This window comes from Sinomonas atrocyanea (genome assembly GCF_001577305.1).
GTDB classification, from domain to species: domain Bacteria; phylum Actinomycetota; class Actinomycetes; order Actinomycetales; family Micrococcaceae; genus Sinomonas; species Sinomonas atrocyanea.
This window is the reverse complement of sequence record NZ_CP014518.1, coordinates 102,650-128,466: the sequence shown is the minus strand read 5'-3', so window position 1 is coordinate 128,466 and position 25,817 is coordinate 102,650. Positions and strand designations below refer to the sequence as shown.

Annotated in this window: 27 protein-coding genes; 7 read left to right on the top strand and 20 right to left on the bottom strand. The window is 73.8% G+C overall.

Annotation, left to right across the window (positions count from 1 at the left end):
- Window positions 1-17: 17 nt before the first annotated feature.
- The 14 genes from SA2016_RS00625 to SA2016_RS00560 all read right to left on the bottom strand — a co-directional run bounded on the left by SA2016_RS00625 (window position 18) and on the right by SA2016_RS00560 (window position 11,608).
- Window positions 18-746 carry an urease accessory protein UreF gene (locus SA2016_RS00625; protein ID WP_066494274.1) on the bottom strand — a complete coding sequence of 243 codons (729 nt, stop codon included), beginning with the start codon at window positions 744-746 and terminating at the stop codon, window positions 18-20.
- Entirely contained in the window at window positions 727-1,212 is a 486-nt protein-coding gene (gene ureE, locus SA2016_RS00620; protein ID WP_066494272.1) for an urease accessory protein UreE, read from the bottom strand. The genes SA2016_RS00625 and ureE overlap by 20 nt, the downstream gene beginning before the upstream one ends.
- A 50-nt stretch (window positions 1,213-1,262) precedes the next feature.
- Window positions 1,263-2,990 (bottom strand): urease subunit alpha, encoded by a 1,728-nt coding sequence (gene ureC, locus SA2016_RS00615; RefSeq protein ID WP_066494270.1) that lies wholly within the window; start codon window positions 2,988-2,990, stop codon window positions 1,263-1,265.
- Window positions 2,991-3,015: 25 nt separating this feature from the next.
- Window positions 3,016-3,324 (bottom strand): urease subunit beta, encoded by a 309-nt coding sequence (locus SA2016_RS00610; protein ID WP_066494268.1) that lies wholly within the window; start codon window positions 3,322-3,324, stop codon window positions 3,016-3,018.
- A gap of 9 nt (window positions 3,325-3,333) precedes the next feature.
- On the bottom strand, window positions 3,334-3,636 hold the full coding sequence (locus tag SA2016_RS00605; protein WP_066494266.1) for an urease subunit gamma: 303 nt from the start codon (window positions 3,634-3,636) through the stop codon (window positions 3,334-3,336).
- Window positions 3,637-3,891: 255 nt separating this feature from the next.
- The gene (locus tag SA2016_RS00600) at window positions 3,892-4,104 is read right to left on the bottom strand and encodes a hypothetical protein (protein WP_066494265.1); all 213 of its coding nucleotides are present in this window, start codon (window positions 4,102-4,104) and stop codon (window positions 3,892-3,894) included.
- A gap of 142 nt (window positions 4,105-4,246) precedes the next feature.
- On the bottom strand, window positions 4,247-4,750 hold the full coding sequence (locus SA2016_RS00595; RefSeq protein ID WP_169803027.1) for a MarR family winged helix-turn-helix transcriptional regulator: 504 nt from the start codon (window positions 4,748-4,750) through the stop codon (window positions 4,247-4,249).
- A 10-nt stretch (window positions 4,751-4,760) separates the two neighbouring features.
- Window positions 4,761-6,266, bottom strand: a complete 1,506-nt coding sequence (locus SA2016_RS00590; RefSeq protein WP_066494263.1) for a cryptochrome/photolyase family protein — start codon at window positions 6,264-6,266, stop codon at window positions 4,761-4,763.
- On the bottom strand, window positions 6,263-7,177 hold the full coding sequence (locus SA2016_RS00585; RefSeq protein ID WP_066494262.1) for a prenyltransferase: 915 nt from the start codon (window positions 7,175-7,177) through the stop codon (window positions 6,263-6,265). The genes SA2016_RS00590 and SA2016_RS00585 overlap by 4 nt, the downstream gene beginning before the upstream one ends.
- Window positions 7,174-7,551 carry a lycopene cyclase domain-containing protein gene (locus tag SA2016_RS00580; RefSeq protein WP_084249202.1) on the bottom strand — a complete coding sequence of 126 codons (378 nt, stop codon included), beginning with the start codon at window positions 7,549-7,551 and terminating at the stop codon, window positions 7,174-7,176. Before SA2016_RS00580 ends, SA2016_RS00585 begins: the two co-directional genes overlap by 4 nt.
- Window positions 7,548-7,883 carry a lycopene cyclase domain-containing protein gene (locus tag SA2016_RS00575; RefSeq protein WP_066494260.1) on the bottom strand — a complete coding sequence of 112 codons (336 nt, stop codon included), beginning with the start codon at window positions 7,881-7,883 and terminating at the stop codon, window positions 7,548-7,550. The genes SA2016_RS00580 and SA2016_RS00575 overlap by 4 nt, the downstream gene beginning before the upstream one ends.
- Window positions 7,871-9,565 carry a phytoene desaturase family protein gene (gene crtI / locus SA2016_RS00570; RefSeq protein WP_084249201.1) on the bottom strand — a complete coding sequence of 565 codons (1,695 nt, stop codon included), beginning with the start codon at window positions 9,563-9,565 and terminating at the stop codon, window positions 7,871-7,873. The genes SA2016_RS00575 and crtI overlap by 13 nt, the downstream gene beginning before the upstream one ends.
- Window positions 9,562-10,476: a phytoene/squalene synthase family protein gene (locus tag SA2016_RS00565; protein WP_066494258.1), complete on the bottom strand. Its 915-nt coding sequence runs from the start codon at window positions 10,474-10,476 to the stop codon at window positions 9,562-9,564. The genes crtI and SA2016_RS00565 overlap by 4 nt, the downstream gene beginning before the upstream one ends.
- A gap of 1 nt (window position 10,477) precedes the next feature.
- Complete coding sequence (locus SA2016_RS00560; RefSeq protein ID WP_066494256.1) at window positions 10,478-11,608, bottom strand: polyprenyl synthetase family protein; 1,131 nt, start codon at window positions 11,606-11,608, stop codon at window positions 10,478-10,480.
- A gap of 106 nt (window positions 11,609-11,714) precedes the next feature.
- On the opposite strand from SA2016_RS00560, the gene SA2016_RS00555 reads away from it, so the two are divergent.
- Genes SA2016_RS00555 through SA2016_RS00545 form a run of 3 tightly spaced genes read left to right on the top strand, consistent with a single transcriptional unit; the run spans window position 11,715 to window position 16,404 of the window.
- Complete coding sequence (locus tag SA2016_RS00555) at window positions 11,715-12,596, top strand: TspO-related membrane protein (RefSeq protein ID WP_244932810.1); 882 nt, start codon at window positions 11,715-11,717, stop codon at window positions 12,594-12,596.
- Window positions 12,593-14,143: an SDR family oxidoreductase gene (locus SA2016_RS00550; protein ID WP_084249200.1), complete on the top strand. Its 1,551-nt coding sequence runs from the start codon at window positions 12,593-12,595 to the stop codon at window positions 14,141-14,143. The genes SA2016_RS00555 and SA2016_RS00550 overlap by 4 nt, the downstream gene beginning before the upstream one ends.
- Window positions 14,140-16,404 carry an MMPL family transporter gene (locus SA2016_RS00545; RefSeq protein ID WP_084249199.1) on the top strand — a complete coding sequence of 755 codons (2,265 nt, stop codon included), beginning with the start codon at window positions 14,140-14,142 and terminating at the stop codon, window positions 16,402-16,404. Before SA2016_RS00550 ends, SA2016_RS00545 begins: the two co-directional genes overlap by 4 nt.
- Window positions 16,405-16,585: 181 nt before the next feature.
- On the opposite strand, the gene mgrA is transcribed toward SA2016_RS00545, so the two are convergent.
- Window positions 16,586-17,617, bottom strand: coding sequence for an L-glyceraldehyde 3-phosphate reductase (gene mgrA / locus SA2016_RS00540; RefSeq protein ID WP_066494254.1), 1,032 nt, complete (start codon window positions 17,615-17,617; stop codon window positions 16,586-16,588).
- Window positions 17,618-17,765: 148 nt separating this feature from the next.
- On the opposite strand from mgrA, the gene SA2016_RS00535 reads away from it, so the two are divergent.
- Window positions 17,766-18,554, top strand: a complete 789-nt coding sequence (locus SA2016_RS00535) for a COG4705 family protein (protein WP_084249198.1) — start codon at window positions 17,766-17,768, stop codon at window positions 18,552-18,554.
- Between the two features lie 6 nt (window positions 18,555-18,560).
- Here the strand turns inward: SA2016_RS00535 and SA2016_RS00530 are convergent, their stop codons facing one another.
- Window positions 18,561-20,333 carry a glycoside hydrolase family 15 protein gene (locus SA2016_RS00530; protein ID WP_066494253.1) on the bottom strand — a complete coding sequence of 591 codons (1,773 nt, stop codon included), beginning with the start codon at window positions 20,331-20,333 and terminating at the stop codon, window positions 18,561-18,563.
- Between the two features lie 167 nt (window positions 20,334-20,500).
- Here SA2016_RS00530 and SA2016_RS00525 point away from each other — a divergent pair, with 167 nt between their 5' ends.
- The 3 genes from SA2016_RS00525 to SA2016_RS00515 all read left to right on the top strand — a co-directional run bounded on the left by SA2016_RS00525 (window position 20,501) and on the right by SA2016_RS00515 (window position 22,855).
- On the top strand, window positions 20,501-21,457 hold the full coding sequence (locus SA2016_RS00525) for an aldose 1-epimerase family protein (RefSeq protein WP_066494252.1): 957 nt from the start codon (window positions 20,501-20,503) through the stop codon (window positions 21,455-21,457).
- 67 nt (window positions 21,458-21,524) lie between these two features.
- Window positions 21,525-22,541 (top strand): SDR family oxidoreductase, encoded by a 1,017-nt coding sequence (locus SA2016_RS00520; RefSeq protein WP_066494250.1) that lies wholly within the window; start codon window positions 21,525-21,527, stop codon window positions 22,539-22,541.
- Entirely contained in the window at window positions 22,538-22,855 is a 318-nt protein-coding gene (locus SA2016_RS00515; protein ID WP_066494247.1) for a hypothetical protein, read from the top strand. Before SA2016_RS00520 ends, SA2016_RS00515 begins: the two co-directional genes overlap by 4 nt.
- A gap of 42 nt (window positions 22,856-22,897) precedes the next feature.
- Here the strand turns inward: SA2016_RS00515 and SA2016_RS00510 are convergent, their stop codons facing one another.
- The 4 genes from SA2016_RS00510 to SA2016_RS00495 are packed head-to-tail and all read right to left on the bottom strand — an operon-like array spanning window position 22,898 to window position 25,775.
- A complete protein-coding gene (locus tag SA2016_RS00510; protein WP_066494245.1) occupies window positions 22,898-23,383 on the bottom strand; it encodes a MarR family transcriptional regulator in 486 nt (161 codons plus the stop codon).
- 56 nt (window positions 23,384-23,439) lie between these two features.
- Complete coding sequence (catC, locus tag SA2016_RS00505) at window positions 23,440-23,718, bottom strand: muconolactone Delta-isomerase (protein ID WP_066494244.1); 279 nt, start codon at window positions 23,716-23,718, stop codon at window positions 23,440-23,442.
- A 10-nt stretch (window positions 23,719-23,728) separates the two neighbouring features.
- Window positions 23,729-24,832: a mandelate racemase/muconate lactonizing enzyme family protein gene (locus tag SA2016_RS00500; protein WP_066494241.1), complete on the bottom strand. Its 1,104-nt coding sequence runs from the start codon at window positions 24,830-24,832 to the stop codon at window positions 23,729-23,731.
- A complete protein-coding gene (locus tag SA2016_RS00495) occupies window positions 24,822-25,775 on the bottom strand; it encodes a LysR substrate-binding domain-containing protein (protein WP_066494240.1) in 954 nt (317 codons plus the stop codon). Before SA2016_RS00495 ends, SA2016_RS00500 begins: the two co-directional genes overlap by 11 nt.
- Window positions 25,776-25,817 lie beyond the last annotated feature (42 nt).

The following is a 25,817-nucleotide window of genomic DNA, read 5'->3' as shown; positions in this document are numbered from 1 at the left end:
CTGCTGTCCTTCCGTCGTCAGCTCATGAAGAGCCGGGCCCTCTGGGTCTCGTGCTGCATCTGGGCGATCTCGAGCCCCGGCGGCACGGCGCCGAGGTCCCGGCGGTCGAGGCTCCCGATGCGGCGCCCCGCCGCCTCGACGCGGGGCCGCAGGGCGCCGAGGACCCGCTGCCCCGCGTTCTGGCCCAGCGGCACGCCGCGGACCGCGTTCTGTGTCAGGGTCGTCACGGTGGAGAAGAGGTACGTGCGCACGAGGACGTCCGCGGGCGCGCCGTGGTCCACGCCGATGAGCGAGAACGCGATGGCCTGGTGCCCGCGGCAGCGCCTGGCGTCCACGAGCCGCCCGTACTGTTCGAGCCGCGGGCCCGGCAGCGCGTTCCGGCCGATCTCGATGAGCCGCCGCCCCATGGTCACCCCGGCGGTGCGCAGCTGGAGGGGGAGGGCCTGGGCGTGCAGGAGGGCGTCGAGGTCCTCGAGGGTGTCCGCGGCATCGCGTCCGACGCCGGCACTCGCCTCGGCGGCGAGGCGCACCGCGAGTCCGTCGGCCGGCACGAGCTGGAGGTCGAGGAACCGCTCGAGCCAGGCCCGGAAGCTCTCCTCGTCGTGGACGGCGCCGCGGGCGAGGTAGGTCTCGAGCCCGAAGCTGTGGGCGAAGGCCCCCGTGGGCAGCGCGGAGTCGCTCAGCTGCAGGAGCGGCAGGAGCCAGTCCATCGCGTGCTCCGGACCGTCAGTGCGTGTGCCCGGCATGGCGGAACGGCACGGGCATCACCCGGTCGGCCCGGGCATAGGGGACGTTGTGGTGGTCGAGGTAGTCCTGCACGGTGTGGTCGTACTGGACCACCATGACCTCCGCCCCGTACTCGGAGGCGGCGTCGAAGAACTGCGCCTGCAGGTGCCGGTTGCCGAGGGCGTGCGCCGTCACCCCCATCTCGTGGATCGACCGCGGGGCGATCACGAGCACGTCGGTGGCCTCGACGGAGACCACCACGAGGCCGTGCTCGTCCCGCACGAGGATGTCGCCGTCCCGGAGGTCGCCGTCGGGCCCCGGGGCCGCGGCGAGCCGCAGCCCGATCTCGCGCCCGTGGTCCGTGGTCACGCGCTGGATGCGCCGGACGAGGGCGGCGCTCGGCAGCACGACCTTCTCCACGTGGAGGCGCCCGAGCTCCTCCGGGGCGAGCTCCTCGACGTTCCCGGCGATGCTCTCGACGATCACTGGCTTTCCACCTTCCCTTCGCGTGGCCGGCTCGTGACGGGTCCGATGGTTCAGAACAGGAAGTAGCGCTGGGCCATCGGCAGGACGTCCACCGGGTCGCAGGTGGCCCTCTCGCCGTCCACCCGGACCTCGTAGGTCTCGGGGTCCACCTCGATCTGCGGCGTCTCGCCGTTGAACTTGAGGTCCGCCTTGCGCAGCCCGCGGATGCCGCGGACCGGGCGGACGCTCTTGCGCAGGCCGAGCGCCTCGGGAACGCCGGCGTCCACGGCCGCCTGGGACATGAAGGTGATGGAGGAGGCGTGCACGGCCGTGCCCATCGCGCCGAACGAGGCGCGCATGGTCTGGGGCTGCGGCGTGGGGATGGACCCGTTGGAATCGCCCATGAGCGAGCTGACGATCTGGCCGCCCTTGATGACGGCGTACGGCTTGACGCCGAAGAACGCCGGGTCCCACAGGACGAGGTCCGCGAGCTTGCCCACCTCGATGCTGCCGATGTACTCGGCCACCCCGTGGGCGATGGCGGGGTTGATCGTGTACTTGGAGACGTACCGCTTGATGCGGAAGTTGTCCCCGCGCTCGGTGTCCCCCTCGAGCTTGCCGCGCTGGGCCTTCATCTTGTCCGCGACCTGCCAGGTGCGGATGATGACCTCGCCCACGCGGCCCATCGCCTGGGAGTCGGAGCTCGTGATCGAGAAGACTCCGAGGTCCTGGAGGACGTCCTCCGCGGCGATCGTCTCGGGCCGGATCCTCGAGTCCGCGAACGCCACGTCCTCGGGAATGTCGGGATTGAGGTGGTGGCACACCATGAGCATGTCGAGGTGCTCTTCCTCGGTGTTGCGCGTGTAGGGCAGCGTGGGGTTGGTCGAGGCGGGGAGCACGTTGGGAAGCCCCGCGATCCGGATGATGTCCGGGGCGTGGCCGCCGCCGGCGCCCTCGGTGTGGTACGTGTGGATGACCCGCCCGGCGATCGCCGCGATGGTGTCCTCGACGAAGCCGCCCTCGTTGAGCGTGTCCGTGTGGATGGCGACCTGGACGTCGTAGTGGTCCGCCACCTTCAGCGATGCGTCGATGGCCGCGGCGGTGGCACCCCAGTCCTCGTGGACCTTGAGCCCGATCGCGCCGGCCTTGATCTGCTCGGCGAGCGGCTCGACCGAGCTCGCGTGCCCCTTGCCGAGGAAGCCCACGTTGAGCGGCACGTCCTCGACCGCCTTGAGCATGTTCGCGAGGTTCCACGGCCCGGGGGTGACCGTGGTGGCCTTGGTGCCCTCGGCCGGGCCGGTGCCGCCGCCGATGAAGGTCGTGATCCCGGAGTTGAGGGCGGTGGCGAACTGGTCGGGGCTGATGAAGTGGATGTGGGTGTCGATGCCGCCGGCCGTGACGATCCGGCCCTCGCCCGAGATGACCTCGGTGCTGGGCCCGATCACGATCGTGACGCCGTCCATGATGTTCGGGTTGCCGGCCTTGCCGATCGCGAGGATGCGCCCGTCGCGCAGCCCGAGGTCCGCCTTGTAGATCCCGGTGTAGTCGAGGACGACCACGCTCGTGATCACCGTGTCCGCCACCGCGAGGTCTCCGGGCGCACCGTCGCGCACGGTGTTGCCGTCCTGGCCCATGCCGTCGCGGATGACCTTGCCGCCGCCGAAGACCGCCTCGTCGCCGTGGCCGGTGAGGTCCTCCTCGATCTCGAGGAACAGGCCGGTGTCCGCCAGGCGCACGGCGTCGCCCCGGGTGGGTCCGTAGAGGTCGGCGTACTGGCGCCGGCTCATCTCGAAGCTCATGGGTTCTCCTCCCGTGGGGTCCGGTTCAGCCGAGGGGTCCGTTGACGGCGTTGGAGAAGCCGTAGACGGCCCTCGCGCCCGCCATGGCCACGAGGCGGACCGTCTTCCGGTCGCCCGGCTCGAACCGGACGGCCGTGCCGGCCGGGATGTCGAGGTGGAAGCCGCGGGCGGCGGCCCGGTCGAAGTCGAGGGCCCTGTTGGTCTCGGAGAAGTGGAAGTGGGAGCCGACCTGGATGGGGCGGTCGCCGGTGTTGGTCACCTCGAGCTCGACCGTCTCGCGCCCCTCGTTGCACAGCACGGGGCCATCGGCCAGGACGTATTCGCCGGGGATCATGCGGTGCTCCTAGCGGATCGGGTGGTGGACGGTGACGAGCTTGGTGCCGTCGGGGAAGGTGGCCTCGACCTGCACGTCATGCACCATCTCGGGCACGCCCTCCATGACGTCCTCGCGCGTGAGGATGGTGGTGCCGTAGCTCATGAGGTCGGCGACGGTCCTGCCGTCCCGCGCACCCTCGATGAGCTCGTAGGTGATGATCGCGACCGCCTCGGGGAAGTTGAGCTTGAGCCCGCGGGCCTGCCGCCGGCGGGCGAGGTCTGCGGCCACCACGATCTGCAGCTTCTCCTGCTCGCGGGGTGTCAGGTGCATGGGCAGCTCCTTGCGCTCTCTGACCGGGGCGGACCCCTTCACCCTAGGGCTGCCGGCGGCCGTTGTGGCGGAGGGGACGGGAAACTCCCCGGGAACTCCCAGACGCGTGCGGGCCCCAGGCGAAGGACCTTCTGAAAGTCACCTCCTGGGAGTCACCTCCCGTGGGTACCCACAGGAGGTGACCTTCAGGAGGTGCCCCTCAGGAGGTGACCTTCAGAAGGTGACTTTCAGAAGGTGACTTTCAGGACGTGACCTTCAGGCGGGCTCGAGGAGGCAGGTCTCGTGCGTCTCGCCCACCGGGACGGCTGCGGACGTGGCCACGCTGTACTGGGTCGGGCTGTGGCGCGTGACGAGGATGCCGTGTCCGACGGCGAGGGCATGCGGCCGGAGGGAGTCCTCGGCGTCGTTGAGGAGGGAGTCGCGCACGGCGGCGTGCGGGACGGACACGGTGATCTTCATGGTGTTCATGGGGGTCTTCCTGCCTCTGCCCCCGCCAGAAGGCATCGATGGATTCGGCCGCGCGGTAGCGCCTGCCAACGATTGTTTGTTAGCACATGATTGTGGGGCCGTGACGCGCGGCGCGCAAGGGGGTTGCCCTCCGGCCTGTGCGTCAGCCCGACGCGTTCACCTCGTTGCGGGCGTCCGTGATGGCCTGGATGAGGCGGGCGACCATGCCCTCCACGAGCTCGAGCTGCGCGGGGGTGTACTCGGCGAGGACCGGGAGCATGTGCCGGACCATGGGGTCGAACATCTCGCGGCCGGTCTCGCGGGCGCTCGGGGTGGGGGTCACCTCGATCTGCCGGCGGTCCGTGCTCGAGTGGCGGCGTTCGAGGTGGCCGGAGGCCTCGAGCCGGTCGATCACCGAGGTCATGGCGGCGGAGCTGAGCACGAGCCGCTCGCGGAGCGCGCCGGGGGTGGCGCGCTCCCCCTGGCGCTCGGCCTCCATGACGGCGCTGAGGGCGTGGACGTCGTTGCGCGCGAGCCCGTGCCTGCGGCGCACGGTCTCGGCGTAGCGGTCCGCCTCGTTGGTGAACTTCTGCAGCAGGAACATGAGCTCGAAGCCCGGGGCGCCGCGCATCATGTCGCGGCTCTCGCTGGGATCGGAAGGGTGCACGGCGGACATTCTAGGCTCGCCGCCGTCCCTGGCCGCGCCCCGGGGCCGCGCCGAGCGAGCGGTAGGCCTCGAGCGCCTCGGCCCGGCTCTCGCCGAGGTCCACGCATTCGTCGGGGTACTCGTCGGTGCCCAGCTCGGGGATCCACGCCCTCGCGTACGCCCCCTGGGGATCGAACTTGGCGGCCTGGGTGCGCGGATTGAAGATGCGGAAGAACGGGGCGGCGTCCGCGCCAGATCCCGCGACCCACTGCCAGTTGAAGGGGTTCGATGCCGGGTCCGCGTCCACGAGGGTGTCCCAGAACCACCGCTCGCCGAGCCGCCAGTGGATGCCGAGGTTCTTCACGAGCAGGCTCGCCGAGACCATCCGGACCCGGTTGTGCATCCAGCCCGTGGCCCACAGCTCGCGCTGGCCCGCGTCGACCATCGGGAAGCCCGTGCGGCCGCGCCGCCACGCGTCGAGCAGGCGGTTCGCCTCCCGGTCGCCGAGCACGACGGCGGGCGGGGCCCCGTGCGCGCGGCCGTGCGCGGCGTCGTGCGCGCCGCCCCTCCCCGCGTGCGGGAGCCACCAGGGGTAGGCGTCGAACTCGCGGCGGAGGTTCTCCGAGGCGAGGTCGGCGTGGTGGTAGAGGGTGTGCCACGCGAACTCGCGCCAGCCGAGCTCGGAGGCGAATACGGCGCTGCCCTCGGGGGCTGCGCGGCGGCGGTCCGCCACCGCGTGCCAGACCTGGAACGGGCTCACGTGGCCCCAGCGCAGGTAGGGCGAGAGGCGGCTCGTGCCGGCGCGGTCGGGCAGGTCCCGCTCGTCGGGGTACAGTGCCACGGCGGTGTCCGCGGTGTCCGGCCCCACGAAGTCCTTCAGGAGGGCGAGCCCGGCCTCCTCCCCCGGGGTCCAGGCCTCGGCGAGCGGCCCGGACCAGTCGGGGTCGCGGGGCAGGAGCGCCCACGCCCCGAGGTCGTCGCCGGAGGGCACATGCTCGGGCGCCTCGCGCTGGGGCCGCGGCACAGGGAGCGGGTGGCGGTGGTCCCGGCCGGAGACCTCCTTCCAGAACGGGGTGAAGACCTTGTAGCCGGTGCCCTGCTGGGTCAGGACGTCCCAGGGCTCGTGCAGGAGGGAGGCCTGGAAGCTCTCGGCCTCCCGCCCGGCGCGGCGCACGACCGACTTGACCGCCGTGTCGGCGCGCCGCTCGGGTCCGCCGTAGCGGCGGTTCCACGCCACGTAGCCGGCATGCGCCTTCGCGGCGACGTCGGGCACGACCGCCGCCGCCGTGCCGCGGCGCAGCACGAGGGGCACGCCCAGCTGCCCGAGGGAGGCGGCCAGGTCCTCAAGCGCGTGGTGGAGCCACCAGCGGGCGGCGCCGCCGAGCGGGCGGATCCCGGGGGACTCCTCGTCGAGGACGTAGAGCGCCACGGTGGGTCCGTGGGCGAGGGCGGCGCGCAGGGCCGGGTTGTCGCGGACCCGCAGGTCGTCGCGGAACCAGACCAGGGCAGGGGTGGCGGTGGTGTCGGAGGAGGTCATGCGTGCATCCAGACGGAGATGATGAGGAGGGTGACGGCGAAGCCGGTGAGGTAGTTGAGCCAGAGGAAGCGGCGCCAGCCGGCCCGGGTGGCGCCGGCCGTCGCGTCGGTGACGGACCAGAACGCACCGGAACTGGCGGCGTACGGGAGGGCGAGCACGGGGGCGAGCCGCACGAGGCCCTCCGCCCAGACGGTGAGGGCGAGCAGGAGCACGCCCGCGGCGAGGTAGCCGAGGACGGCGAGCCGCACGGTGGCGCGGGCCCCGAACAGGGTGGCGATCGAGCCGATCCCGGCCTCGCGGTCCGGGCCGATGTCCTGCACCGCGCCGAACGCGTGGCTCGCCATCCCCCAGAGGAAGAACGCCGCGAGGACGGCCACCGCCGTGGGGCCGGCGGCACCGTGCGCGAGGGCGAGCCCGTACACGGCCGGGGAGACGAAGTGGGTGCTGGAGGTGACGGAGTCCAGGACCGGGCGCTCCTTGAACCGCAGGCGCGGGACGCTGTACGCGGCGACGGCGAAGAGCGAGACCGCGAGGACGGCCCAGCTCGCCGGCGGCCCTCCGGCCACGAGCGCGGCGACGAACGGGACGCAGGCCCCCCACGCGGCCACGAGCGCGGCCCGGTGCATCGGCGGCGGGAGCACGGCCCCCTCGGCCCCGCCCTTGCGCGGGTTGAGGACGTCCGAGGCGTAGTCGAAGACGTCATTCGTGCCGTACATCGCGAGGTTGTACGGCACGAGGAAGAACAGCGTGCCCACCACGAACCGCCAGTCCACTCCGCCGCCCGCAAGCAGGTACGCGGCCGCGAACGGGTAGGCGGTGTTCACCCACGAGAGCGGTCGGGAGGAGACGAGCAGGGCCCCCGCCAGGGAGTGGCGGGCCGGGCTCGCCGGGGCGGCGGAGGCGGCGGTCATGGGCGCTCCTCGGTTCTCAGGGCGCGCGCCCGCGGCGCACGACGGCGGTCTTCCGGGCTGGCGCTGCCCGGAGCCTGCCGGGCGGTGAGCGCGCGCCACAGGAGGGGCACGAGGACGGCGGCGGCGAGCGGGTAGCCGAAGTCCTCGATCGGCATGGCGCCGAGGAACAGGCCCGACAGCGCCGAGGGCGTGTACCCGTACAGCCCGAGGATGATGATCCCGTTGTCGAACACGGCGGTGAGCACGAGCAGCACGGCGCCGCCGGCGAGGACGGCCGCCCAGGTTCCCGGCCGGCGTCGTGCGCGGCGGGACAGCAGCGCGGCGAGCGCCGCGGCCAGGGCGAGGAAGACGAGGTCGACCACGAGGTAGCTCACGGCCGCACCCCCCGCCGGCGCCCCGAGCGGGCGGCGAGCGCCCGCTCCGCCCCGGCGTACAGGGCAAGGGCCGTGTAGCAGAAGAAGGCGAGGAACACGGGCTCTTCGAGGGGCAGCTGGGGAGCGAGCATGATCCCGGTCGCGAGCGGCGAGCCCAGGTGGAGGAAGATCCCGGCCGCGATCCCGGCCGCGTCCCACGCGAGGAAGAACACGGTGCCGGCCGCGACGGTGAGGGCCGCGGCGCGGGGCGCGCGCCAGAACGCGAGGCGGAAGCGGGCGTCCAGCGTCGCCACGCCGGCGGCGGAGACGAGGAGGGCGATCAGGTAGGCCATGGGGCCTCCTCCCGGTCGCGCGGGGCGCGCTCGGCGGGGCGCGGCGTGGCGTCCACCAGGCCGCGCACCGGCACGAGCGGCGGGCCGACGGGGCCGGGGCGCCGCTCGCCGCGGACGCGCTTGAGCACGAGCTCGGCGCTGATGAGGCACATCGGCACCCCGATGCCCGGCCGGACGGAGGCGCCCGCGTAGAGCAGCCCGGCCACGCGCCGGCTCGCGTTGGGCGGCCGGAAGAACGCGCTCTGCCCGAGGGTGTGGGCGAGCCCGAGGGCTCCGCCGCGCCAGGCGTTGACGTCGGCGGCGAAGTCCGCGGGGCCGATGGTGCGGCGGACCGTGATCCTCTCGGCCAGGTCGGGGACCTGTGCCCAGGCGGCGATCTGACGGACGGCGGCGTCCGCGATGGCCTCGACCTGCGGCGAGCCCGCGCCGCCCACGCCGCCGCGGCCCCACGCCGGGGCGGCGGCCGTGGGCACCAGGACGAACAGGCTCTCGTCGCCGGCCGGGGCCACGCCGGGATCCGTTGCGCTGGTCCGCGAGACGTACAGGGAGGTCGTGGCCGCGGGCTCGCGCCCGTCCCCGATCCGAGCGAAGCCGTCCTGCCAGTCGCGCGAGAAGAACAGGCTGTGGTGGGCCAGCTCGGGCAGCGGCCCGCGCACGCCCAGGCAGGCCAGGACCGCGCCAGGGCCCGGGTCGCGGCGGCTCCACGCGGACTCCGGCTGGCTGCGCAGCGCCGGCGGCAGGAGCTCGGTCTCGAGGTGGTGCAGGTCCGCGGCGCCGACCACCACCGAGGCGCCCGAACGGTGCTGGCGCCCGTCCGCGTCCCTCCAGACCACGCCCTCCACCCGGGCTCCGCCGGGGGCCGGGCCGGTCACGATGCTCTCGGCCCGCGCGCCCGTGCGAATCTGCACGCCAGCGTCGCGGGCCAAGCGCACCATCGCGTCCACGAGGGCCGCGAAGCCTCCCTCGGGGTACAGGACCCCCTGGGTGAGGTCGAGGTGGCTCATGAGCTCGTAGAGGGCCGGCGCCCGGTAGGGGGTGGTGCCCAGGAACACGGCCGGGTAGCCGAGGATCTGGCGCTGCCGCGGGTCCCGGAACCGCCGGGCCACGCGCCCGTGCAGGGTCTGGCCCAGGAGCGCCGCCAGGCGCGGCAGGCGCGAGAGGACCTCGCGGTGGCCGAGCCCGCGGAGGGAGGCGAAGTCGTCGTAGAGGAAGTGCGCCAGGGCCACGGTGTAGGCGTCCTCGGCCTCCTCGAGGTACCGGGTGAGCGCCCCCCCGGAGCCGGGGTCGAGGGACTCGAACAGCGCAGCGGCGGCCTCGCGCCCGGCCGGCACGTCCACCGGGCGCTGCTCGCCCTCGAAGAACACGCGGTAGCCGGGGTCGAGGCGCCGCAGGCGCAGCTCGGCGGAGGCGCTCGAGCCCATGAGCCGGAACCAGTGGTCGATCACCTCGGGCATGAGGTACCACGAGGGGCCCGTGTCGAAGACGAAGCCGTCTGCCTCCCAGCGCCCGGCGCGGCCGCCGAGCACGGGCTGCTGCTCGAGGAGCTGGACGGCGTGGCCGTCGCGGGCCAGCAGTCCGGCGGTCGCGAGGCCGGAGATTCCGCCGCCGACCACCACCACGGTGCTGGCGTGCCGGGGGCGCCCCGGGACCCGGGCGGCGCGCTGGCGCTGGGGGCGGTTCACGCCGCCCTCCCCTCGGCCGCCGCCGGCGAGCCCGCGACCGCGGGCGCGAACGCCGGACCCGTCCCCGCCACCGCGGCGGCGGCGAGGCGCAGCTTCACGTGCCCGGGGACGCGGACCCGGGTGGTGACCAGCACCGAGGCCGGGCAGGCGTCGATGCGGTCCGCGAGCTCGGAGAAGAGCGAGTGCGCGAGGGCCACGGCGCGCCGGGAGCCCTGCGGGAGCATGCGCAGGCCCGGCAGGGCGGCGTCGAGGTCGCTGCGCAGGTCCGCCACGAGGGCGTGCTTCTGCTGCTCGGTCAGGCGCCGGGGGTCAACGCCGGGGAAGTAGGCGCGGCCGAGCTCCTCGCCGTCCTGCCCGAGGTCGCGCAGGAAGTTGACCTTCTGGAACGCCGCGCCGAGACAGCGGGCCGAGTGCTCCATCGCGGCGCGGTCCGCGGGGAGCACGGCCAGCCCGGACAGGAACACGCGCAGGCACATGAGGCCCACCACCTCGGCCGAGCCGTAGATGTAGGCGCCGAGGGAGTCCTCGGAATGGGCATGCGGGTCGCAGTCGCGGCGCATCGAGGCGAAGAACGGGGCCACGAGGTCCCGGCCGATCCCTGCCTTCCGCGCGGTCTGGGCGAAGGCGTGGACCACGGGGTTGGTGCTGTAGCCGAGCTCGAGGGCGAGCCCGGTCTCCTCCTCGAGCCGGTCGAGCTGGGCGAGGACCTGGGGGCCGGTGAGGCCGGCCTCGGCGGCGGCCCCGTCCACAGCCTCGTCGGCGATCCGCACGAGGGCGTAGACGTTCTCGATGTCCTCGCGCTGCCCGGCCCCCAGGAGCCGGCAGGCGAGGCCGAACGAGGTCGAGTAGCGCCGGATCACGACGGCGGCGCCGGCCACGGCGGCGGCGGTGTACTCCTCGAGGGCTCCCATCTCAGCGCTCCCGGTGGAGGACGTGGTTGCAGATCCGGGTCAGCTCGGACCGCAGCGCCGGGGGGAGGTCGCCGCGGCGCGCCTCCTCGAGCGCGTCCGTGACCATCGAGTGGGCGAGGGTCAGCGCGTAGGACTCGGCGCCGCTGGCCTCGAGGGCCGCCCGGACGCGGTCGACGTCGGCCTCCTCGCCGGGCGCGGCCGTGCCGGGGGCGAGGTGGCGGGCCACGTCGGGGTGGGTGCGCGCGTAGGCGGTGAGGATGGTCAGCTTGCCCTCGCGCAGGTCCGAGGTGACGGACTTGCCGGTCTGGCCGGCGTCGCCGAAGGTGCCCAGGACGTCGTCGATGACCTGGTACGCGGTGCCCACGAGCATGCCGACGCGGGCCACGTCCTCGGCGCGCTCCGCGGGGGCGCCGGCGAGGATGGCGCCGAGGCGCAGGGGGGCGGCGAAGGAGTAGGCGGCGGTCTTGAGCTGCTCCATGGCGAGGACGTCCTCGACCGTGCGCTCGGCGTCGTGGGCCATGAGCACGTCGTCGAGCTCACCGGCCGCCGCGTCGGTCACCGCGGAGTGCAGCACGTCCGCGATCCGCGGGGCCAGCTCCTCGTCGCGGCATGCCCGGTCCGCGAGGCGGAAGGCCCCGGCGAGGAGCAGGTCGCCCGCGATGACGGCGATGGAGGCGCCCAGGTGGCGGGCCTCGGCGTCGGGCAGGCCGCGCGCCGCCGCGTCCTCGCGGTACTGGCCGGCCAGGTTGGTCCGGCCCCGGCGCATGAAGTCGCGGTCGATCACGTCATCGTGCACCACGAGCGCCCCGTGCAGGAGCTCGACGGCGGCCCCGAGGGTCGCGCAGGCCTCGGCGTCGGTGCCGCCGAAGGCCGAGTAGGCGTGGAAGACGAGCTGCGGGCGCAGCCGCTTGCCGCCCTGGAGGCACTCCTCGATCCGCTCCCACAGGAGCGCGAGCCCCGGCGTGCCGGCGGTGCCGCGGGAGGTGGCCACCCAGGTCTCGAGGACCCGCTCGGTGGCCGGCCCCACCTCGTCCCAGGTGAGCCGGCGGCCGGCCCCCTGGGGCTCTTCGGCCGCAGCGCGGGACCGGGTGGCAGGAAGCGTGAGACCGGGGGTCGTGGTCGCGGATCGCATGGGTCCTCCTCTGGGGGCCGTTCCCAGCCCGTCCTCTCGACTTCTTGATGTCTCGATTAACTACAAATATGATTGTCTAGGATCGTACGGTTGTAAAGGGGGACCGATGCACCAGCACCATCACACCGCCGGCGGAGCCCGACCCAGGCCGCTGGCCGCCGCAGTCGCGACGGCCGCGTCCGCCGTCGCGGCGCTCCTCCTCGCCGCCTGGGGCTCCGGCGCGTTCGGGGGCACCACCGTCCAGGACGCCGCCGGCGGGTACCTCTCCGCGACGGCCACGCCCGTGGCGCCGGCGGCCGCCGCGTTCTCCATCTGGAGCCTGATCTACCTGGGCCTGCTGGCCTACGCCGTGTGGCAGTTCCTGCCCGGTGCCCTGGCCAGCGGGCGGCAGCGCGCGCTCAGGCCCTGGGCCGCGGCATCGATGCTCCTCAACGCCGCATGGCTGTGGGCGGCCCAGCTGGGCTCCCCCTCCGTGGCGCTGCCGGTCTCGCTCGCGGTCATGCTCGCCCTCCTTGCCGTGCTGTGCCGCATGCTCGTGCTCCACCTCAGCACCCCGTCGGCCTCTTTCCTAGAGTCCGTGGTCTCCGACGGCACCTTCGGCCTCTACCTCGGCTGGATCTGCGTGGCCACGGTCGCCAACGCCGCCGCCCTCGTGGCCGCACTGCTGGGCATCGCCCCCGGCGCTGCCCAGCCCGCACTGCCCGGCGGAATCAGCGCGGCGGCGGTGGCCGTCGTCGTCCTCGCGGTGGCCGCCGCCGTCGGGGTGGCCCTCGCCCTGCGCGGCCGGATCTCCCCCCTGCTCTCCTTCGCGTGGGGCCTCGCCTGGATCGCCGTGGGACGTCTCGCGGGACCGGCCCCGATGCCCGTGGTGGGCGTCACCGCGGCGGTCGCGGCCGCCGTCATCCTCGCCGTGGCGATCGCCGCGCGCCTGAAGGCCGGGCGCCCCGGCCGTCCCCTCGCCCACCGGTCCAAGGAGGCCCCAGCATGAGCCGCGTCATCGCCGTCACCGGCGCCACCGGGTACATCGGCGGCCGCCTCGTCCCCCGCCTCCTCGCCGCCGGCAACCGCGTCCGCGTGCTGACGCGGGACACCTCCAAGCTGCGCGACGTGCCCTGGGGGCAGGACGTCGAGGTGGTCACCGGCAGCCTCGACGATCCCCAGGCGGCCGCCGCGCTGTGCGCCGGGGCCGAGGTGGCCTACTACCTCGTGCACTCCATGGGCAGCCACGCCGACGACGACTTCCCGGCCCGCGAGCGCGCATGCGCCCAGACGCTCGCCACCGCCGCGCGGGACGCCGGAGTGCAGCGGATCGTCTACCTCAGCGGCCTCAACCCGGGCACCAGGCTCAGCCGCCATCTCGCCTCCCGCACCGAGGTGGGAAGGATCCTCCTGGAGTCCGGGGTGCCCGCCGCCGTGCTGCAGGCCGGGCTCGTGATCGGCTCCGGCTCGGCGAGCTTCGAGATGGTCCGCCACCTCACGGACGTGCTCCCCGTCATGCCGGCGCCGCGCTGGGTGCTCAACCGGGTCCAGCCCATCGCCGTCCGGGACGCCCTGCACTACCTCGAGGCCGCCGCGGACCTCCCCTCCGACGTGAACCGGGCCTTCGACATCGGCGGACCGGACGTGCTCACCTATGCCGACATGATGCGCGGGTACGCGAAGGCCGCCGGGCTGCGCCCGCCCGTGATCCTCGCCCTGCCCGTGCTCACGCCATGGCTCGCGGCCCAGTGGGTCAACCTCGTGACCCCCATCCCGCGCGCCCTCGCGATCCCGCTCGTCGAATCGCTGCAGAACGACTGCGTGGTCCGCGAGCACAGCATCGACGCCTACGTGCCCCGGCCCGAGGGCGGCCTGACCTCCTACCAGCGGGCCGTGGAGCTCGCGCTCGGGAAGATCGCCAAGGGCGAGGTGGAGACCACGTGGGCCAGCTCCTCGCCGCTGGACGCCCCCAGCGACCCGCTGCCCAGCGACCCGGGCTGGTCCGGCGGGACCGTCTTCACCGATGTGCGGACGGAGGCCTCCACCGCACCGCCCGAGCGCCTCTGGGAGGTGGTCGAGGGGATCGGCGGCGAGAACGGCTGGTACTCCTTCCCCCTCGCGTGGGCCGTGCGCGGCTGGATCGACAAGGCCGTGGGCGGGGTGGGCCTGCGCCGCGGGCGCCGCAACCCCCACCGGCTCCAGCTCGGCGAGGCCCTGGACTGGTGGCGCGTCGAGGCCCTCGAGCCCGGCCGCCTCCTGCGCCTGCGCGCCGAGATGCGCGTGCCGGGGCGCGCCTGGCTCGAGATGACCGTCGAGCCCCGCGGCACCGGCAGCACCTACTCGCAGCGGGCCGTGTTCGTCCCCCATGGGCTGGCCGGGCGGCTGTACTGGTTCTCCGTGCTCCCCTTCCACGGCGTGATCTTCCGGGGCATGGCCTCGCGGATCGCCGCGGCGGCGGAGGCCGAGCGGTCCGCGCCCGCCCCCGCCGCACCCGCCGCTCCCGCGGCATCCGCCGCACCCGCCGCACCCGCCGCTCCCCGAGAGGACCATCCATGACGACGTTCCGGCGGCGCCTGCGCTGGCTCTTCCCTGCCCTCCTTGTCCTCGCCTGGTTCGCGCTCAGCGGGCTCGGCGGCCCGACCTTCGGCAAGCTCTCCTCCGTCTCGAGCAGCGACCAGGCGACCTTCCTGCCCGCGAGCGCGGAGTCCACGGAGGTGCGCGCCTGGCAGGAGAAGTTCACGGCCTCCACCGCGATCCCCGCGCTCGTCGTCGTGGAGAAGGACGGCACGCTCTCCCGGGACGACCTGGCCGCGCTCGCCCCCCTGGGCGCCAAGCTCGCGTCCGTGGCGGGCGTGGCCCCGCCCGCCGCCGGGGCGCCGTCGAGCGTCGTGGGCCCCATCCCGTCCAAGGACAGCCGCGCGGCCGAGTTCATCGTCCCGGTCGCGGACGCGGACCAGGTCCGAGCCGTCGTCTCCGGCCTGCGGGAGGCGGCCGGCACCGTGCCGGCGGGCCTGCGCGCCTACGTGACGGGCCCGGCCGGGCTCACCGCGGACCTCGTCTCGGCCTTCGGCGGGATCGACGGGATCCTCCTGCTCGTCGCGGTCGGCGCGGTGTTCGTGATCCTCGCGCTCGTCTACCGCTCCGTGGTGCTGCCCTTCGTGGTGCTGTTCTCCGCGATCGCCGCGCTGTGCGGGGCGATCCTCGCCATCTACTGGTTCGCGAAGGCCGGGTGGATCACGCTCAACGGCCAGAGCCAGGGCATCCTCTCGATCCTCGTGATCGGCGCGGCGACGGACTACGCGCTGCTCCTCGTGGCCCGCTACCGCGAGGCGCTCCACGCGGTCGAATCCCGCTGGGACGCCATGCGCCGGGCCTGGCGCGCCGCGTTCGAGCCGATCCTGGCCTCCGGTGCCACGGTGATCCTGGCCCTGCTGTGCCTGCTCTTCTCCGACCTGAACTCCAACCGCAGCCTCGGACCGATCGCCGCGATGGGCATCGCCTTCTCGCTCCTGTCCTCGCTCACGTTCCTGCCCGCGCTGCTGGTCCTGTGCGGCCGCTCCGCCTTCTGGCCGCTGCGTCCCGCGTACGACGCCGGGCCCGCGGCTCGGCGGCACGCCGCACCGTCCGCGCGGGCCGGGGCGGCTGCCGTTCCCGTGGGCCTCGAGGACGTGCGGGGCCTGTGGCGGCGGGTCGGCGGCCTGATCGCCCGGCGGCCGCGCACCACGTGGATCGTGGCCCTCGTGCTCCTCGGTCTCGGCGCCGCCGGGCTCCCCCAGCTCAAGGCCAACGGGGTCGAGCAGACCCAGCTCGTGCTCACGGCCACCGATTCCGTGGCCGGCCAGCAGGCGCTCGCCCGCCACTTCGACGCCGGCACCGGCAGCCCCGTGGTGGTCGTGGCCTCCGAGGACCGCGCGGCCGACGTCCTCAAGAAGGTCCAGGACACCCCCGGCATCAGCTCGGCCTCGGTCTATGCCGGTGCCACGGCGCCCGGTGCGCCGGGCACGGCGGCGAGTGCCGCCGTCGTGCGCGACGGGCGGGTGCTGGTCAACGCCGTGCTCGCGAGCCAGCCCGACTCCGCCGACGCCGAGCGGACGGTGACCGACCTGCGGTCCTCGCTCGACGCCGTCGACCCCCAGGCCCTCGTGGGCGGCGTGACCGCGATCGCGCTCGACACCAACCTCACGGCCCAGGCGGACCTGCGCAGGATCATCCCGCTCGTGCTCGGGGTGATCCTGCTCGTGCTGATCCTGCTGCTGCGCTCGATCGTGGCGCCGCTGATCCTCATCGGCTCGGTGGTGCTCTCCTACGCCGCCGCGCTCGGGGTCTCGGCGCTCGTCTTCAACCACGTGTTCGGGTTCCCCGGGGCGGACGCCGCGGTGCCGCTGTTCGGGTTCGTGTTCCTCGTGGCCCTCGGCGTGGACTACAACATCTTCCTCATGACCCGGGTGCGGGAGGAGTCCCTCGCGCACGGGACGCGCCCGGGGATCCTGCGCGGGCTCTCCCTGACGGGCGGGGTGATCACGTCCGCGGGCGTCGTGCTCGCGGCCACGTTCGCCGCGCTCGGGGTCATCCCGATCCTCTTCCTCGTGCAGATCGCGTTCATCGTCGCGTTCGGCGTGCTCCTGGACACCGTGGTGGTGCGGTCGCTGCTCGTGCCGGCCGTGGCCTACGACGTGGGGCGGGCGATCTGGTGGCCCTCGCGCCCGGCCAGGACGCCCGCCTCCCCCGACGGCCCGGCGTCGCCGGCCCCGCCGTCCGAGACGTCCGGGACGTCCGGGACGCGGGGTCACGTCCCAGCGTCCTGGGGTCAGGTCTGAGGCGACCCGGGGTCACCTCCCAAGGACGCGGGGTCACATCTGAGCCATCCCGAGGTCATCTGCCCCTTCAAGGCCGGGGAGGTGACCCCGCGTCCGGCGAAAGGTGACCCCACGTCCGGCCAAAAGTGACCCCGCGTCCGGCGAAAGGTGACCCCGCGTCCGGCCAGAGGTGACCCCGCGTCTACTCCTGGGTCTGCTTGGCCCAGAGGTTCACGCCGGCGTCGACGGCGTCGCGGTCGATCGCGTTGAGCTCCTCCTCCGTCAGGGGCGGACCGGAGAGCGCATCGAGGTTGGTGTCGAGCTGCTCGACGGAGGAGGCGCCGATCACGGCCGAGGTCACCCGGGAGTCGCGCAGCGCCCACTGCAGGGCGAGCTGGGCGAGCTTCTGGCCCCGCGCGGCGGCGATGTCGTTGAGCCGGCGCACGTGGGCGAGGGTGCGCTCGTCGAGGTGGCCCTCCTGGATGGTCGAGCCCTTCCGGGCGGCGCGCGAGTCCGAGGGGATGCCGTCCAGGTACCGGTCGGTGAGCACCCCCTGGGCGAGGGCGGTGAAGACGATGCAGCCCATGCCCTGGGTGGCGAGCTCGTCGAGGAGGTCCTCCTCGATCCAGCGGTTGAGCATCGAGTAGGAGGGCTGGTGGATGAGCAGGGGCGTGCCGAGCTCGCGGGCGATCTCCGCGGCCTCCCGGGTCTTCGCGGCGGAGTAGGAGGAGATGCCGACGTACAGCGCGCGCCCGGAGCGGACCGCGGTGTCGAGGGCCATCATGGTCTCCTCGACCGGGGTCTCGGAGTCGAAGCGGTGGCTGTAGAAGATGTCCACGTAGTCGAGGCCGAGCCGCTTGAGCGACTGGTCCAGGCTCGCGAGGACGTACTTCCGCGATCCGCCGCCCTGACCGTACGGCCCGGGCCACATGTCGTAGCCGGCCTTCGTGGAGATGACGAGCTCGTCGCGGTACGGCGCGAAGTCGTCGCGCAGGTACCGGCCCATGTTCTCCTCGGCGCGGCCGTACGGCGGCCCGTAGTTGTTGGCGAGGTCGAAGTGGGTCACGCCGCGGTCGAAGGCCCGGCGCAGGATGGCGCGCTGGGTCCCCTCGGGCCGGTCGTTGCCGAAGTTCTGCCACAGCCCGAGCGAGAGGGCGGGGAGCTTGAGTCCGCTCCTGCCGGTGAAGCGGTACTCCATGCGGTCATAGCGGTCATCGGCTGCTGTGTAGGACATAGGGTCCCCTTCGCTCGGCTGCGGTCGGTGGACGTTCCGCGGTTCTCGGTGGGCTTTCCGCGCCTAGCCTACGGAAGGTCGAGGCCGGACACGACCACCGCCCGGAGTTCTTAGAGACCGCTTAGACCGGGCCCCCTAGCCTCGTGCCATGACTCGTCCCGGACCCGGCCCCACCGACGCCAGTGCCCGCCTCCAGCAGGCCCCCGCCCTCCGGAAGGTCCCCGAGGTCACCGTGGCGTTCTGGGCGGCGAAGCTCCTTACGACGGCCCTGGGCGAATCGGCCTCGGACGCCCTGGTGACCACGGTGGACCCGTACCTCGCCGTGGCCGGCGCCTTCGTCCTCTTCGCGGCGGCGCTCGCCCTCCAGCTGCGCGTGCGCCGGTACATCCCGTGGGTCTACTGGGCGGCGGTGGCCATGGTCGCCGTGTTCGGGACCATGGCCGCGGACGTCCTCCATGTGGTCCTCGGGGCCGCGTATGCGGCCTCGGCCGCCGGGTTCGCCGTGGTGCTCGCCGCGGTCTTCTGGCTCTGGCACCGCAACGAGGGGACGCTGTCCATCCACAGTGTGGCCGCCGGCCGGTCCGAGCTGTTCTACTGGGCGGCGGTCTGTGCCACCTTCGCCCTCGGGACGGCGGCCGGGGACCTCCTCGCCTACACCGCGGGGCTCGGGTTCCTCACGGCGGGCATCGTCTTCGCGGCCCTGTTCGCGGTCCCCCTGCTCAGCCGCCGCTCGGTGGGGCTGCCCGAGACCGCCGCGTTCTGGCTGGCCTACATCCTCACGCGCCCGCTCGGCGCCTCGTTCGCGGACTGGACCGGCAAGGGGCCGGAGGTGGGGGGCCTCGGCTGGGGGGACGGGCCGGTGGCGGCCGCGCTCCTGATCCTCATCATGTTCTTCGTCGGCGGCCTCCAGCGGCGGCAGGCCACAGCGACGCCGTGACGGCCCTCAGGCGTTGAGGCCTCCCCAGGGCGGCGGCTCGTCCGCGAGCCGGCGGGACGCCTCGAGCATCGCGGCGTGGACGAAGGCCTGGGGGAAGTTCCCGCGCAGCTGCCGCTGCTCGACGTCGTACTCCTCCGTGAACAGCCCCGACGTGCCGCACGCGGCGCGGTTCCGCTCGAAGAACCGTGCGGCGTCAATGGGGTGGTCGCTCTGGTGGAGGGCCATCGCGAGGTCGAATCCGCACAGCAGGAAGGCCCCCTCGGACTGCGCCAGGGGCCGCTCGTCCTGCCGGAACCGGTAGACGTACCCGTGCTGGGCCAGCTCCTCGCGGATGGCGGCCAGCGTCGCGACGGAGCGCGGGTCCTGGGGCGCGAGGGCTCCGCGGAGCACCGGCCGCAGGAGTGCGGCGTCGACCCGCTCGTCGTGGGGGGCGCGCTGCCAGCGGCCGCTGGGGTGGAGGCAGTCCTTCGTGACGTCGGCGATGAGCTCGTCGGCCTGGGAGGTCCAGCGGGAGCCCTGCCGGACGGGGGCGTGCCGGCCAATGGCCCGCAGCCCCGCGGCGCACATCAGCCGCGAGTGCGCCCAGCGCGCGGGCTCGAGCTCCCACATCCCGGCATCCGGCTCCGCGTGCCGCTGGGCGATCGCCTCCACCGCGATCTCCGCGGCCTTCCACTGGTCCAGATCGAGCCGGTCGTGGTCGGCCGCGCTGGCGAACAGCAGGAGGGCCTCCCCGAAGGCATCGAGCTGGAACTGCCCGTTGACCCAGTTCCCGGCCCTCCCTGACCCGCCCGGGTAGCCCGGGAGGCCGATGTCGTGCTCGTCGGGCACGCGGCCGCCGTCGACCGTGTAGGCCGGGCGCATCTGCGGGCCGTCCTCCTGGAGCCTCGCGGCGACGAACGCGACGGCGTCGTCCAGGAGAGGGAACTCCTTGCACGAGGCGACGGCGATCCCGGTGAAGCACTGGTCCCGGATCCAGGCGTAGCGGTAGTCGTAGTTCCGCCGCTGCTCCGCCCGCTCGGGCAGGCCCATGGTGGCCGCGGCGACCATCGCGCCCCCGGCCCCGGTGAGGCCGCGGAGCACCGCGTAGGACTGCCGGGCGTCGTCGGATGCGATCGTGTTCTCGAACTGGGGCACCTCCTGGTGCCAGCCGTACTCGGTGGCGCTCCAGGTCTCGTCCGGCCGGACCGGGTCGGACGGGAGCTCCGCGTCGGAGACCTCGAGGACGAGGTCGTGCCGGGCGCCCTCCTCGAGCCGGACGGTGAACTCGAGGGCACCGTCCACCGCCTTCGCACCGGCGCCACCCGTGAGCCTGATGCGCAGCGGCCCCGTGCCCGCACTCCAGACGCCCTCGGCATCCTCCTTCAGGCGGGACATCCGGTGCCGGCCGAACCCGGCGCGCACGTCGACCACCACGCGCACTTCCGCGGGGCCCTTCACCGCGCGGATGCGCCGCAGGATGATGGCCCGGTGGGGGTCGCCGGGGTAGGCGAGGGCCTCGCGGCATTCCACGATCCCGGCGGGCGTGATCCAGCGGCTGACCCAGATCAGTGTCCCGTCCTCGTAGCGGCCTCCCCAGACGAATCTGGGATCGGTGGGCGTCACGGCGAAGCAGCCGGTTCCCCCGAGCATCGAGGAGAAGACCGCGTCGTCGTGCCACTGCGGCGCGCACATCCACACGATGTCCCCGCGGGGCCCGAGCAGTGCAGCGCGCTCCCCGTCGGCCAGCATGGCGTACTCGCGCAGCACGTGGGGCGGGAATTCCTCGGCACCGGCGACCATGGCAGCAGGCTAGGGCAATCATTGCGCTGACGCAATGATCGGCGCCCGCGGCGGGAGGCGCTCGGCCCCCGGTGTTTCGCCATGGTCCGTTGCGGGTACGCAACGATTGCCACTGCACCGGGCAAGGGTTCGCCCGCCGGAGCACCCGAGCGGAAGGGAGCAGGAGCATGGAGGCAGGAGAAGGCACCCCCGCGGGCCAGGGCGCTGTGCCGCCCTCCGGGCAGCAGTTCGCCCTCACCTTCGCGGGCCAGCGCGCCCTCATCACCGAAGTCGGCGGTGCCCTGCGCCGCTACACCGTGGACGGGCGCGACCTCCTGGACGGCTACGGCGAGGACGAGATGTGCACCGGCGCCCGCGGCCAGTCCCTCATCCCGTGGCCCAACCGCATCCGGCATGGGCGCTACAGCTGGCATGGCCGCACCGAGCAGCTGGACCTCAGCGAGCCCTCGAAGGGCGGGGCGATCCACGGCCTGACCCGGTGGGCGAACTGGGAGGTGGAGCAGCAGGCGGAGGACTACCTGAGCCTCGTCCACACCCAGCACGCGTGCCAGGGCTGGCCCTGGGTCCTCTCGTGCCGCCTCGAGTACAGGCTGGACGCCACCGGCCTCTCGGTGCGCACCACGGTGGTGAACCGCAGCAGCACGGCCTGCCCCTTCGGAACGGGCGCCCACCCCTACCTCACGGTCGGCACGCGGGTGATCGACGGCGCCCTGGCGCACGTCCCCGGCAGCGTGTACCTCCCGGTCGACGACGAGGGCATCCCGACCGGGCGCGAGCCGGTGGAGGGCACGCAGTACGACCTGCGCCACCTGCAGCCCCTCGGCACGCGCAAGATCGACGTGACCTACACCGACCTCGCGCGCGACGACGACGGCCGCGCGCGCGTCCGGCTCGCCCATCCCGACGGCTCGCCCGAGATCGCCCTCTGGGCCGACGAGGCCTACCCGTACTTCGAGATCTTCACCGGGGACACCCTGCCCCAGAAGGACAGGCGCCGCACGGGGCTCGGCGTCGAGCCGATGACGTGCGCCCCGGACGCCTTCAATTCCGGCGACGGGCTCATCACCCTGGCCCCGGGAGACGCCCACACCGCCACCTGGGGGATTGAACCGCACGCGGGCTGACGGGAGGCCGCGCCAGCAGCGCCGGAACCGAAGGACCAGCACCGCCAGAACCGAAGGAGGAGTCCAGATGGGAACAGCACGCCGCATCGTCGTCGTCACCGGGGCGAGCGGAGGGATCGGCCGCGCCTCGGCGATCGCCTTCGGGAAGGCGGGCGACGCCGTCGCCCTCCTCGCGCGCGGCGAGGAGGGTCTCGCCGCGGCAGCCGCAGACGTCGAGGCCGCCGGCGGGACGGCCCTGCCGATCCCGGTGGACGTCGCCGACCACGAGGCCCTGGACGCGGCCGCCGAGCGGGTCGAGCGGGAGCTCGGGCCGATCGACGTGTGGGTCAACGTGGCCTTCACCTCGGTGTTCTCCCGCTTCCACGAGATCGCCCCGGAGGAGTACAAGAGGGTCACCGAGGTCAGCTATCTCGGCTTCGTGTACGGCACCATGTCCGCCCTGCGCCGGATGCGCCCGAGGAACCGGGGGACGATCGTGCAGGTCGGCTCGGCCCTGGCCTACCGGGGCATCCCCCTCCAGACGGCCTACTGCGGGGCCAAGCACGCCATCCAGGGCTTCAACGAGGCCCTGCGGACGGAGCTGCTCCACGAGCGCAGCGGCATCCGGACCACCATGGTGCAGATGCCGGCGGTGAACACGCCGCAGTTCTCGTGGGTGCTCTCCCGCCTGCCGAACCACGCCCAGCCGGTGCCGCCCATCTACCAGCCCGAGGTCGCCGCCCGGGGGGTCTTCCACGCCGCCGCGCACCCCGAGCGGCGCGAGTACTGGGTGGGCGGGAGCACCGCGGCCACCCTCATCGCCAACGCCGTCGCGCCCGGGATCCTCGACCGGTACCTGGCCAAGACCGGCTTCAAGGCCCAGCAGACCTCGGACCCGCGCGACCCAGACCAGCCGGAGAACCTCTGGGAGCCTGCGGACACCGAGCGGGACTTCGGCGCGCACGGGGTGTTCGATGCGAAGTCCTCCCCGCGCAGCCTCCAGCTCGTCGCGTCCCAGCACCACGGCGCGGTGGCGGCCGTGGCGGGGGCGGTCCTGGTCGGGACTGCCGCGGCGATCAGCGCCCTCGTGCGGGGGACCCGGTGAGGCCGCTCGAGACGGTCCGGGCCGCGTACGGCGTCACCGAGCTGCTCGCTCCGGGGGCGGTGGAGCGGCTGCTCCTCGGCCACGCCCCGGACGAGCGCGCGAGGAGGGTCATCCGCGTCCTCGGGGGCCGGCACCTGGTCCAGGCCCTCGTGACCGCCCGCGGCGGCCGCACGCTCCACCGGCTCGGGGGCGGAGTCGACGTCATCCACGCCGTCACGATGGCGGCGCTGGCGGGGGCCGATCCGCGGCGGCGCCGGGCCGCGGCCGTCAACGCCGCGATCGCACTCGTGTTCGCGGCCGGTGAGCTGCGCTGAGGGGCCGCTGAGGCGCAGGTGCGGCGCGGGAAGGGCGGCCGCTCAGCCGCCGAGGCCGAGCGTGAACCGGCCGTCCTCCGTGCCCAGCCCGCCGCCGGCGTCGGCGAACGCGGCCATCGCCGTGGCGACCGCCTCCCGCGAGTCCGCGGGCACGTTGCTGATCACGTCCGCGATGGCGCGCCGGCGGTGCTCGATCACGGTCTCCACGAGCTCCCGCCCCCTGGGGGTGAGGTCCAGCTGGAGGAACCGCCGGTCCGCGGGATCGTCCCGGCGGCTCACGAAGCCGGCGGCGACGAGCCGATCGCACGTGCGGGTCGCGTTCGAGGCGTGCACCCCGAGCTCGCGCGCCACCGCCCCGAGGTTCTGCGGGCCGCGGAAGCTGAGGAACACGAGGACGCGCAGCTGGGGGGTGGTGACCAGGTCCTCGACCTCCACCACCGAGGTCGCGGCGACGCGCAGCAGGACGTCGGCGGCGCGCATCACGGCGTCCACCTGGTCGCGGCGCGTGCGGAACCCGGTCTTCTCCATCGCTCCAGTATCCGCCCTCCCCTTGCGGGTCCGCAAAGCTTGCGGCACTACAAGTTTCAGGCGATCGCGGAGGGGTGGCGCGCCAGCGGCGTCACGTCGATGTCCATGTAGGGGAAGAGCGGCAGGCTCGAGAGGAGCTCGTGCAGCTCGTCGTGGCCCTCGACGTCGAAGACAGAATAGTTCGCGTACTCCCCGGCGACGCGCCACAGGTGCGGCCAGCGCCCGTCCCGCTGGAGCGACTGGGAATAGGCCTTCTCGCGGGACTTGATCTCCGCCGCCTGCGCGGGCGGCATGTCCGCGGGCAGGCGGACGTCCATGCGGACCAGGTACAGCATCGGGATCCCCCTAGGAATCTTGGCGGTAGCGGCCCAGCTTGGCCTCATCGATCTCGGCGCCCACGCCGGGCGCCTCGCGGGCGCGCAGGGCGCCGTCGCGGATCTCGAGCGGCTCGGCGAGGAGGTCGTCGGCCATGTCGAGGAAGTTGGAGAGCTCTCCGGCGCGGCGCTGGCTCGCCTCGTGGGCGGCTCCGAAGGTGACGGTCGCGAGCGACCCGATCTGGGTGTCGATCTGGTTGCCCATGGTCACGTCCACCCCGAGCCCGGTGCACAGGCCGAGGATCTCGGCGGCCTGGGTGAAGCCGCTGCGGGCGGTCTTGATGCAGACCGCGGTGCAGCCGCCGGAGAGGAGCTCGCGGGAGACGTCGCCCGGGGTGGGCACCGACTCGTCGCCCACGATCGGGATCGGCGAGTGCTGCACGAGCCGCCGGCGGCCCATCGCCTCCGCCGCGTCGCAGGGCTCCTCGAGGGCGCACAGGCCCAGGCCCTCGGTACGGCGCAGCACCTCCAGGGCCTCGTTGGCGCTCCAGCCCCGGTTGGCGTCGAGGTAGATCTCGGCCTCGTCGCCGAGGCCCTCGCGCAGGACCCGCGCCGCCTCGACGTCGAGGGCCAGCGGCCGCCGGCCGGTCTTGAGCTTGAAGGTGGTGACCCCGTACTGCTCACGGAAGCGGAGGGCCTCCTCGAGCAGCTCCGGCGCGGGCCGGAAGCCGAGCATGTGCGCCACGCGCATGCCCTCGGCGTACCCGCCGAGGAGCCGGTGCACGGGCACCGCGAGGGCCTTCCCCACGAGGTCCCACAGGGCGATGTCGATCGCGCCCTTGGCGGTCGCGTTGTGGACCGTGCGGCCCATGATCCGCTGGGCCTTCTCGCGGTCGAGCGGGTCGAGGCCCACCAGCTGCGGGGCGAACAGGTCGCGCACCACGGCGATGATGGACTCCTGCGTCTCCCCGTACGTGTACGGCCGCGGCGGGGCGTCGGCGATGCCCACGGCCCCCTCGTCCGTGTGGATCCGGACCAGCACGTGCTCCGCGGCGTGCACCTCCCCGCTCGCGAACCTCAGCGGGTGGGTGTACGGGATCGCGTAGGGGATCGCTTCGATGCGCTCAATCTTCACGCGCGGCCTCCTGGGCAAGGGGTGGGCGGACGACGGCGAGGGGCCGGGTCCCGCGGGGAGCCCGCCCGGGTGCCGGGACGGTGTCGAACAGTTCGAGGAACCGCCGCACGAGCGGCGTCTCCTCGCCTGCGCGCCAGGCGACGGCGAGGTCGACGGCGGGCGGGTGCGCGAGCGGGCGGAAGACGATGCCCTCGATCGAGAGGATGCGCGAGGCCATGGGCACGAGCGCCGTCCCCATGCCGGCGGCGACGAGGGAGAGGAGGGTGGAGGTCTCGGCGGCCTCCTGCACCACCCGGGGCGTGAAGCCCTCGGCGCGGCAGGCCTCGCGGAAGATCCGGGTGACCACGGAGTCCGCCGGGTAGCCGACGAACGGCTCGTCCGCGAGGTCGCGGAGGTCGAGCTCGGTGCGGTCGGCCCACGGCGAGCCGGCGGGCAGCGCCGCGACGAGGCGGTCCTGCTCGAGCGGGGCGAGGGCCACCTCGGGCGAGTCCACCGGCGGCCGGAGCACCGCGACGTCGAGGCTCCCCTCCTCGAGCCCGGCGACCATGTGCGGGGTGAGCATCTCGCCGTGCACGCTGAGCTTGAGGCCCGGCAGCTCGGTGCGGGCCCTCTTCACGAGGGCGGGCAGCAGGCGGTAGGTCGCGGAACCGGAGAGCCCGATCCTGATCACCCCGGCGGCACCCGCGCCCACCTCGGCGACGTCCGATTCCAGTTCCTCGAGGTCCCGCAGGATGCGGCGGCCGCGGTCGAGGAGGAGCTCGCCGGCGGGGGTGAGCTCTACTCTGCGGGTGGTGCGCTCGAACAGCTGGGTGCCCAGCTGCTCCTCGAGCTGCCTGATCTGCTGCGACAGCGGGGGCTGGGCCATGTGGAGGCGCTGGGCGGCGCGGCCGAAGTGGCGCTCCTCGGCGACGGCGATGAAGTAGCGCAGGTGCCTGGTCTCCATCGGTCCTCCTGGTGGTCGGCCGCAGCCCGCTCCGGCCGCTGT

Coding starts and splice junctions, on each gene's coding strand:
- SA2016_RS00510 (WP_066494245.1), bottom strand. CDS start 23,383: ATGGAGAAGACCGGGTTCCGCACGCGCCGCGACCAGGTGGACGCCGTG.
- SA2016_RS00530 (WP_066494253.1), bottom strand. CDS start 20,333: ATGGTCGCCGGTGCCGAGGAATTCCCGCCCCACGTGCTGCGCGAGTAC.
- SA2016_RS00535 (WP_084249198.1), top strand. CDS start 17,766: ATGACTCGTCCCGGACCCGGCCCCACCGACGCCAGTGCCCGCCTCCAG.
- SA2016_RS00625 (WP_066494274.1), bottom strand. CDS start 746: ATGCCGGGCACACGCACTGACGGTCCGGAGCACGCGATGGACTGGCTC.
- SA2016_RS00610 (WP_066494268.1), bottom strand. CDS start 3,324: ATGATCCCCGGCGAATACGTCCTGGCCGATGGCCCCGTGCTGTGCAAC.
- SA2016_RS00550 (WP_084249200.1), top strand. CDS start 12,593: ATGAGCCGCGTCATCGCCGTCACCGGCGCCACCGGGTACATCGGCGGC.
- SA2016_RS00520 (WP_066494250.1), top strand. CDS start 21,525: ATGGGAACAGCACGCCGCATCGTCGTCGTCACCGGGGCGAGCGGAGGG.
- SA2016_RS00525 (WP_066494252.1), top strand. CDS start 20,501: ATGGAGGCAGGAGAAGGCACCCCCGCGGGCCAGGGCGCTGTGCCGCCC.
- SA2016_RS00590 (WP_066494263.1), bottom strand. CDS start 6,266: ATGACCTCCTCCGACACCACCGCCACCCCTGCCCTGGTCTGGTTCCGC.
- SA2016_RS00560 (WP_066494256.1), bottom strand. CDS start 11,608: ATGCGATCCGCGACCACGACCCCCGGTCTCACGCTTCCTGCCACCCGG.
- SA2016_RS00585 (WP_066494262.1), bottom strand. CDS start 7,177: ATGACCGCCGCCTCCGCCGCCCCGGCGAGCCCGGCCCGCCACTCCCTG.
- SA2016_RS00545 (WP_084249199.1), top strand. CDS start 14,140: ATGACGACGTTCCGGCGGCGCCTGCGCTGGCTCTTCCCTGCCCTCCTT.
- ureC (WP_066494270.1), bottom strand. CDS start 2,990: ATGAGCTTCGAGATGAGCCGGCGCCAGTACGCCGACCTCTACGGACCC.
- catC (WP_066494244.1), bottom strand. CDS start 23,718: ATGCTGTACCTGGTCCGCATGGACGTCCGCCTGCCCGCGGACATGCCG.
- SA2016_RS00555 (WP_244932810.1), top strand. CDS start 11,715: ATGCACCAGCACCATCACACCGCCGGCGGAGCCCGACCCAGGCCGCTG.
- mgrA (WP_066494254.1), bottom strand. CDS start 17,617: ATGTCCTACACAGCAGCCGATGACCGCTATGACCGCATGGAGTACCGC.
- SA2016_RS00495 (WP_066494240.1), bottom strand. CDS start 25,775: ATGGAGACCAGGCACCTGCGCTACTTCATCGCCGTCGCCGAGGAGCGC.
- SA2016_RS00575 (WP_066494260.1), bottom strand. CDS start 7,883: ATGGCCTACCTGATCGCCCTCCTCGTCTCCGCCGCCGGCGTGGCGACG.
- SA2016_RS00600 (WP_066494265.1), bottom strand. CDS start 4,104: ATGAACACCATGAAGATCACCGTGTCCGTCCCGCACGCCGCCGTGCGC.
- SA2016_RS00565 (WP_066494258.1), bottom strand. CDS start 10,476: ATGGGAGCCCTCGAGGAGTACACCGCCGCCGCCGTGGCCGGCGCCGCC.
- SA2016_RS00605 (WP_066494266.1), bottom strand. CDS start 3,636: ATGCACCTGACACCCCGCGAGCAGGAGAAGCTGCAGATCGTGGTGGCC.